Origin of the sequence: Subdoligranulum sp. APC924/74 (genome assembly GCF_003324125.1) — a bacterium.
Taxonomy (GTDB): Bacteria; Bacillota; Clostridia; order Oscillospirales; family Ruminococcaceae; genus Gemmiger; species Gemmiger qucibialis.
Genome location: NZ_PSQF01000109.1, coordinates 1 through 7655, shown reverse-complemented (window position 1 = coordinate 7655; position 7655 = coordinate 1). Strand labels below are relative to the sequence as shown.

Sequence of the window (7655 nt, the reverse complement as noted above, 5' to 3'; positions counted from 1 at the left end):
TTTTGGCAACGCAGATGCCGTGCCGCAGCTGCCGGAGCGGTGCTTAAGCCGCAAGGCGGGAATTGTGCGGTGTTGCCCTAACTCCTAACTTACGCTTGCAGTGCCTGCAATGCCGCCATCAGCGGGGGGATCAGCTGCTTTTTGCGGCTGACAACCCCGGGCAGCACAGCTTTGCCGTCCTTGGTTTCCACATGGAATGCGCTGCGCACAATTTCTTCCGCCTGCTGGCCGCAGAACAGCAGGTCTGTGGCCTGGGCACGCATATCGGTGCACATAAAGAACACCATGGGCACACCGGCCTGGGCCAGTGCTTCCGGCAAAAATGGCGTGATGAGCGCTTCTGCCGCCGAGCGGGAGTTGGAGGTCATGTAAATAGCCTGGCCAACGCCGAACTTGGCATCGCCGCGGCTGAATACCTTAAAGTCAGAGAAGAACACATCGTCCGCCGTGCGGCCCGTCAGGTCGGCGCCGGCTTCAAACATCTGCTCCGCATAGGTGGGGATCTCCTCGCCCGCGATCTTGGCCAGCTTTTCGGCAATGTGCTGGTCAAGCGGCGTGGAGGTAGGCGAACGGAACATCAGCGTGTCCGACAGAATAGCGGAAAGCAGCAGGCCTGCAATCTGGGGTGGGATCTCTATACCGTGCTCTTCATACATGCGGCTGATGATAGTAGCGGTGCAGCCAACCGGCTCATTGCGGAAATACACCGGCCCGGCAGTTTCCAGTGCACCAAGACGGTGATGGTCGATGATCTCCAGAATCTCCGCCTGCTCCAGACCATCCACAGCCTGACCGCGCTCGTTGTGGTCCACCATAATGACCTGCTTGCGGTGCACATTCAACAAATTACGGCGGCTGATGACACCGCAATATTTGCCATTGGCATCCAGGATGGGGAAATAGCGGTGGCGCACATTGGCCATGACCTTGCGGGCGTCTTCCACTGCAGTATTCACGCTGAATTCCAACAGGTTCTTGCTGCGCATAAAGTGGCGCACCGGGGCGGCGGTGGAAATCAGGCGGGCGGCGGCGTACGTATCAAACGGGGTGGTAATGACAATGCATCCTTTTTCCTGTGCGCGGGCCAAAATGGTACGCGGCACAGCAGAGCCGCAGCAGACAACAATGGCACCAGCGCCACAGTCAATGGCGCACATCTGCACTTCGTACCGGTTGGACACCAGCACAATATCACCGGGGTTCACGGCACCATCCATAATTTCCGGGCTGGTGCCAATAAAAATGCGGCCGGAGGTAATGCAGGCATCGGGGTCGCCCAGCAGCATTTCGCCTTCCAGGGTGCTGAGCACGTTTTTGTAGCTCGTCTGGGATTTTGCCAGAACCTCAGTATCAAATAGGTCCATATTGGCATTGGCAATGTCCTTAACGGTGATCAGGCCCAGCAGTTCTTTATCCTCGTCAATGGCGCACAAGGTATCGATCTCGGTGTCGCGCATCATGCTCCATGCGGCGCGGATGCTCATTTCCTTATCAATGCCGGGCTGCTCGCGGATGTCGATGTCCTTCACCTGGGGGCTGACATCGGTACACAGGCGCGGCGGCTCCACCCCAAAATGCTTGAGCACAAAGGCGGTTTCGCGGTTGATCTGCCCGGCACGGCGGGCTTCGTACACAGCATCCCCCAGCTGGTTTTTCAGGTAGGTATAGGCCAGCGCAGAGCAGATAGAGTCTGTATCCGGGTTGCGGTGACCAATGATGTTGACCTTACGGCGTGTCTTTGGCATAGTTCTTCCCTTTCCCAATCAATGCAAGGGGTATATGCAGCGGCCTTTCCCCTCTTTTGGGTTATTTACCGCAAACCATGTTGTTGGTAGAATAACCAGAAAACCGCGCAATTCCCCACGATTATTTTTAATTATACCATAAGAAAAAACAATTTACGATTCTTGACAATTTCATCATGGTGCCGTACAATATAGTATAAGTGTGCTGCAGTTGGGATGTTAGCCCCTGCCGCAACCTATGTTCGTGCACCAAACCCCAGATTTTGAAAGTATAAAGAGGTATCGTAGGTTATGATCCAAGAAAATCTTCGCAATATTGCCATTATCGCCCACGTTGACCATGGCAAGACCACCCTCGTGGATCAGATGCTGAAGCAGTCCGGCGCATTCCGCTCCAATCAGCAGGTTGCTGAGCGCGTGATGGACTCCGGCGCCATCGAGCGTGAACGCGGCATCACCATCCTGGCAAAGAACTGCTCCTGCGTCTATAAAGGCGTCAAGATCAACATTGTTGACACCCCGGGCCACGCCGACTTTGGCGGCGAGGTAGAACGCGTGCTGAAAATGGTCAACGGCGTTCTGCTGCTGGTTGACGCAGCCGAAGGCTGCATGCCCCAGACCCGTTTTGTTTTGCAGAAAGCTTTGCAGCAAAATCTGTCTCTGGTCATTGCCGTCAACAAGATCGACCGTCCCGACGCCCGCATTCAGGAAGTTATTGACGAGATCCTGGAGCTGCTGATGGACCTGGGCGCTACCGACGAGCAGCTGGACAGCCCGATGGTGTTCTGCTCCGGCCGTAACGGCACCGCCAGCTATGATTGGACCCACCCCGAAAACGGCACCGACCTGAAGCCGCTGTTTGATACCATCCTGAAGTACGTTACCCCGCCGGAGGGTGAACCCGAAGCCCCGATGCAGATGCTGGTTTCCAGCGTGGACTACAACGACTTTGTGGGCCGCATGGGCGTTGGCCGCGTGCAGAACGGTATCATCAAGGTTGGCCAGGCTGTTCAGGTTTGCGACTGGCACAACCCCGACCTGCACATGACCGGCCGCATCACCAAGCTGTTTGACTTTAAGGCAAACGGCCGCGAGCCCATTGAGCAGGCCGCTGCCGGTGATATTGTTGCCTTTGCCGGTCTGCCCGATATTTCCATCGGCAACACCGTGTGCGACCCCAGCAAGGTTGAGCCACTGCCCTTTGTTAAGATCAACGATCCTACCGTTGAGATGACCTTCTCCGTCAACGATTCCCCGTTTGCCGGCAAGGAAGGCAAGTACGTCACCAGCCGCCAGATCCGTGACCGCCTGCAGCGCGAGCTGCTGAAGGACGTTGCCCTGCGTGTGGAAGATTCTGCCACCAACGATTCCTTCCGCGTAATGGGCCGTGGCGAAATGCACCTGTCCATCCTGATTGAGACCATGCGCCGCGAAGGTTACGAGCTGCAGGTCAGCCCCCCGCATGTTCTGACCCATGAGGAGAACGGCAAGACCATGGAGCCCATGGAGCGCGTTGTGATTGACGTGCCGGAAACCTATCAGGGCAACGTTATGACCGCTCTGGGCGCCCGCAAGGCCATCCTGATGAACATGCAGATGATGAACAACCGTTCCCGTCTGGAGTTCCGTATGCCCAGCCGCGGCCTGTTTGGCTACCGCAGCCAGTTCCTGACCGACACCCACGGCGAAGGCATCATGAACACCATTTTTGATGGTTACGAAGAATGGTGCGGCCCCATTGCCACCCGTTCCAGCGGCTCCCTGATCAGCTTTGATACCGGCGATGCCGTCACTTACGGTCTGTTCAATGCCCAGCAGCGCGGCACCCTGATTGTGACCGCAGGCGAAAAGGTTTACGAGGGCGAAGTTGTTGGCTACACCCCGACCGGTGAGGACATCACCGTCAACGTGTGCAAGACCAAGCACCTGACCAACACCCGTGCATCCGGCAGTGACGATGCTCTGCGCCTGATCCCCGTGACCAAGTTCAGCCTGGAAGGCTGCCTGGAATTCCTGGCACCGGACGAGCTGCTGGAAGTTACTCCGGAGAACCTGCGCATCCGCAAGCGCATCCTGGACCACGACCTGCGCATGAAGGCCACCAGCAAAAAGAGCAAGGGTTGATGTTAAGTTTGCCTTTCCAGCCTTTTTGAAAAAAGGCTTCGGCGAAAAACTTTAATCGGCTTCGCATAGAATAATAAAGATCCCGGCATGATTTTGGAATGAAAATCGTGCCGGGATTTTTGGTTTTATTATATTATATTTGGATGTGTATGCCCCCCGCCCAAAATAAGCAACGCATTCTTTCAAATGTTCCTCACCGGACAAACACTCCGGGGCGATGCAAGCATCGTCCCCTGCAAATATTTTTTAGGTGCACAGCAAACCATTTATGATTTTTCGTGGCGGGATAAGGGCATCCCCCCCCCTGACAGCATTTTATAGGCCGGCAGGGGCTTACAAAACGTGCCGTAATTATACCTTCACCTCGCACCGTTCCGGGATCTGGAAATGTGCAAAATAGGTTTCCTCTTTGGGGATCCATCTGGTTTTGAAATCTTCCAGCTTTTCCGGGGCGCGCGCAGCAAGGCGGCGCAGCTGCTCGGCAGGCTCCACATCCACAAAGGCGTGCAAGGCGCAGTAATTCCACAGGTCCGGGTGGCAGGAGTAGGAACCTTCCAACAAAATGATCGGCGTCTGGGGCAGCGGTACAGTGCCGGGGGCAAGCGCCATTGTGCGGCAGTCAAACAGGCGGTAGCTCCCCTGCTGCCCGGCGCGCAGGGGTTCCAGCACCTCGGCAATCAGGCGTTCGCGGTCCAGGTTGCCGCCGGGCTCCGCCATGCGCTGGGGGGTGCGCTGGATCGGCTGCAAAAAGAAGTCATCCAAGTGCACCACACCCCAGCCGTATTGCCGGGCCATCTGGGCGGCAATGGTGGTTTTGCCCGCGGCGCAGCGGCCATCCAATGCAACCAGCAGCGGGCCGTCGGCTGGTTTGGGCAGAGCTTTGGCTGCCTGGGCCAGCGCTGCGGCGGCCTGGGCAGCAGTTTGCTGTTTGCCCCCGCGCGGCGGCACAGTGCAATGGTAGGCAATGCGGGAAGTTCCATCCGCCAGTGTAATATTGCCGCAGCGCACAAAGCCATTTTTCTCCAGCAGGTGCTGCATTACTTTGTTGTCCGCGTGGGTATCGGCGCGCAGGGGCAGGCCGCGGGCCGCGCACCAGGCAAAGCAGATTGCCGCCGCCCCATGCACCCGCCCGGCCGATGCCATGCGGTGGATGGTGGCATAGGGAGCATCATCCGGCCAGCCACCATCATAGATTTCGGCATAAGTCGGTTCCGGGCCGGGAATGTAACAGAACGTTGCCTCCGGGCGGGCATTACCCTCCAGAACATAGCAGACGCCGCGGGCGATCTGCTGCTGCATCAGCTCTGCGCCGGGGTAGGTAGCGGGCCACTGGGTGGGGTTGCCGGTCTGTGCCATAAAAGCGCGGGCATGGGCAAATATTTCAAGTAGCGCGGGCAAATCACCCTGCTGCGCGGGACGGATGTTCATGCAAAAATGCTCCTTTTGTTTGGTTCCTTCATTATAGCCTATCCCCCGGTTTGGGGCAAGTGGCAGCGTATAGAACGCACCCCCGCCGCGGAGTTGTGCATCCACGGCGGGGGTGCCTTTAATCTATATTATTAAAGTTTCTTCAGTTCTTTCTTTTCAAAGAAGGAACACAAAGCCCTCGTAAAATTATTTACCGGAATCGCCGTAGTTTTTCAGCACGCGGGCACTGGGATCGTTGACGGCGCAGTTGGGCCATGCCTTGTTGGGCATCCAGTAATCCACGATCATCTCTGCCTGGCCGGGGTAATACTTTTCAAAAATTTCACGGTAGAGCAGGCTTTCCTTGGTAAAGGGGCGGCAGTAGGCATACTTGCCGCTCTTTTCGGCAAACTCACGGTCGGTGTAATAGCTCTCGGCATACTCCTTGATGTCATCCACCATGGAATGTCCCACGGCGTCCGAGAACGCTGCCTTTTCACGCCAAAGGATGCTTTCCGGCAGCCAGTCACCCTCAAAGGCTTTGCGCAGCAGGTACTTACCCTTGTTGTAAATGTTCATCTTGCGGGCCGGGTCAATGGACATGACATATTTGACAAAATCCAGATCACCGAACGGCACGCGGGCTTCCAGGCTGTTGACGCTGATGGAACGGTCTGCGCGCAGCACATCGTACATGAACAGCTCACGGATGCGCTTCTGGCTTTCTGCCTGGAACTCGTGGGCGGAGGGGGCGAAGTCAGTGTACTTGTAACCGAACAGCTCATCCGAAATTTCGCCAGTCAGCAGCACACGGATATCGGTATGCTCATGGATGTACTTGCACACCAGATACATGCCAACCGAAGCGCGGATGGTGGTGATATCCCAGGTGCCCAGCATGGCGATAACTTCTTCCAGCGCGTTCAGCACAATTTCCTTGTTGATGATGACCTCGGTGTGGTCGGCGTGCAGGTAATCCGCCACCTGCTTGGCGTACTTCAGGTCAATGGCGTCCTCGCTCATGCCAATGGCAAAGGTGCGGATGGGCTTGCCCAGCTTTTTGGCGGCAATGGCACACACCAGGCTGGAATCCAGGCCGCCGGAAAGCAGGAAACCCACCGGAGTGTCGGCGTCCAACCGCTTATCCACACCGGCCACCAGCTTTTCGCGGATCTTGGTCTGGGTGGTGTCCATATCATCGGTGTTGTAAGCGGGGGTATCGGCAATATCGCAGTAGCGCACAAACTTGCCGTTGCAGTAATAGCTGCCGATGGGGAACGGATAGATCTTTTTGCACAGGCCGATCAGGTTCTTGGCCTCGGAAGCAAAGGCGATGTGGCCGGATTTGCTATAACCATAGAACAGCGGGCGGATACCGATGGGGTCACGCGCAGCGATCAGCCATTTTTTGCGGCTGTCGTACAAAATCATGGCGAACTCGGCATCCAGATGATTGAACATATCCAGGCCGTACTTGTAATACAGCGGCAGGATGATCTCGCAGTCAGAATCCGACTCAAAGGTGTAGCCATCAGCTTCCAGCTCTTTTTTGACCGGGCGGAAGCCATACAGTTCGCCGTTGCAGACAACACAGTCGTTGCCGCGGAAGAAGGGCTGCATGCCTTCCGGGGTCAGACCCATAATGGCCAAACGGCCAAAGCCCAGCAGGCCAAACTCAGTTTCTGCCACACGCTGGTCATCCGGCCCGCGGGAAGCAGTACGCATCAACAATTCGGTAAATTTTTCTTTGGACAGATCATGCCCGGCATACCCTAATACACAGCACATTTGGTAACACTCCTTTTTCCATTTACACCAGTATTTCTTCCCTGCGAAATGGTAACAAAAAAAGACAGCCCACTTCGTCCTTGTATTAGGACGAATCGCTGTCTTGATCCGCGGTGCCACCTAAATTACCGCAGCCCGAATAATGGCATACGGTCACTTTTTCCGTACACGTTCACCTTTGAAACGCTGCCGTTTTAACGCGCGGCGGTGCGGCGCCCTTACTTGCGGGGAATGCCCGCTTTGGGTTTGCAGCTAACGGGTGTTCTTTCGCATCCCTTCCCTGTCCGGGCTTCCAGCTCATGGCCCGGCTCTCTGTGCAGCTATTGGATGGTACTTTTCCCGATCAATGCTTTTAACAGCTAAAGAATAGCACCATCCACAAAGGTTGTCAAGAACTTTTTTTACTGTTTTGCTCCCTGCCGCGCAGCAAAGCAGCAGCCCCGCCGGGGGTGCGTTCCGGCGGGGCTGCTGTTTATTTATGGTTTAAGGCAACACCGCACAATTCCCGCCTTGTGGCTTAAGCACCGCTCCGGCAGCTGCGGCACGGCATCTGCGTTGCCAAAATGCTCGATAATGTCGGGTTGCGGTACC

General features: G+C 56.2%; 4 protein-coding genes and 1 other annotated feature. Of the genes, 1 reads left to right on the top strand and 3 read right to left on the bottom strand.

Features of this window, described 5'->3' with window-relative positions:
- Positions 1 to 89 precede the first annotated feature (89 nt).
- A complete protein-coding gene (locus C4885_RS14470; protein ID WP_114001009.1) occupies positions 90 to 1745 on the bottom strand; it encodes a putative manganese-dependent inorganic diphosphatase in 1656 nt (551 codons plus the stop codon).
- 291 nt (positions 1746 to 2036) lie between these two features.
- On the opposite strand from C4885_RS14470, the gene typA reads away from it, so the two are divergent.
- On the top strand, positions 2037 to 3869 hold the full coding sequence (gene typA / locus C4885_RS14465) for a translational GTPase TypA (protein ID WP_114001008.1): 1833 nt from the start codon (positions 2037 to 2039) through the stop codon (positions 3867 to 3869).
- Positions 3870 to 4220: 351 nt separating this feature from the next.
- Here typA and C4885_RS16710 read toward each other — a convergent pair whose 3' ends face one another.
- Both C4885_RS16710 and asnB read right to left on the bottom strand, forming a co-directional pair.
- Positions 4221 to 5297, bottom strand: coding sequence for a hypothetical protein (locus C4885_RS16710; RefSeq protein ID WP_199488126.1), 1077 nt, complete (start codon positions 5295 to 5297; stop codon positions 4221 to 4223).
- Positions 5298 to 5483: 186 nt separating this feature from the next.
- On the bottom strand, positions 5484 to 7064 hold the full coding sequence (asnB, locus tag C4885_RS14455; RefSeq protein ID WP_114001007.1) for an asparagine synthase B: 1581 nt from the start codon (positions 7062 to 7064) through the stop codon (positions 5484 to 5486).
- Positions 7065 to 7147: 83 nt separating this feature from the next.
- Positions 7148 to 7420 (bottom strand) — a binding site (T-box leader).
- Positions 7421 to 7655 lie beyond the last annotated feature (235 nt).

What these genes read in the sequence shown, in the direction of transcription:
- C4885_RS14470 (WP_114001009.1), bottom strand. Translation starts at nt 1,745, where the DNA reads ATGCCAAAGACACGCCGTAAGGTCAACATCATTGGTCACCGCAACCCG.
- typA (WP_114001008.1), top strand. Translation starts at nt 2,037, where the DNA reads ATGATCCAAGAAAATCTTCGCAATATTGCCATTATCGCCCACGTTGAC.
- C4885_RS16710 (WP_199488126.1), bottom strand. Translation starts at nt 5,297, where the DNA reads ATGAACATCCGTCCCGCGCAGCAGGGTGATTTGCCCGCGCTACTTGAA.
- asnB (WP_114001007.1), bottom strand. Translation starts at nt 7,064, where the DNA reads ATGTGCTGTGTATTAGGGTATGCCGGGCATGATCTGTCCAAAGAAAAA.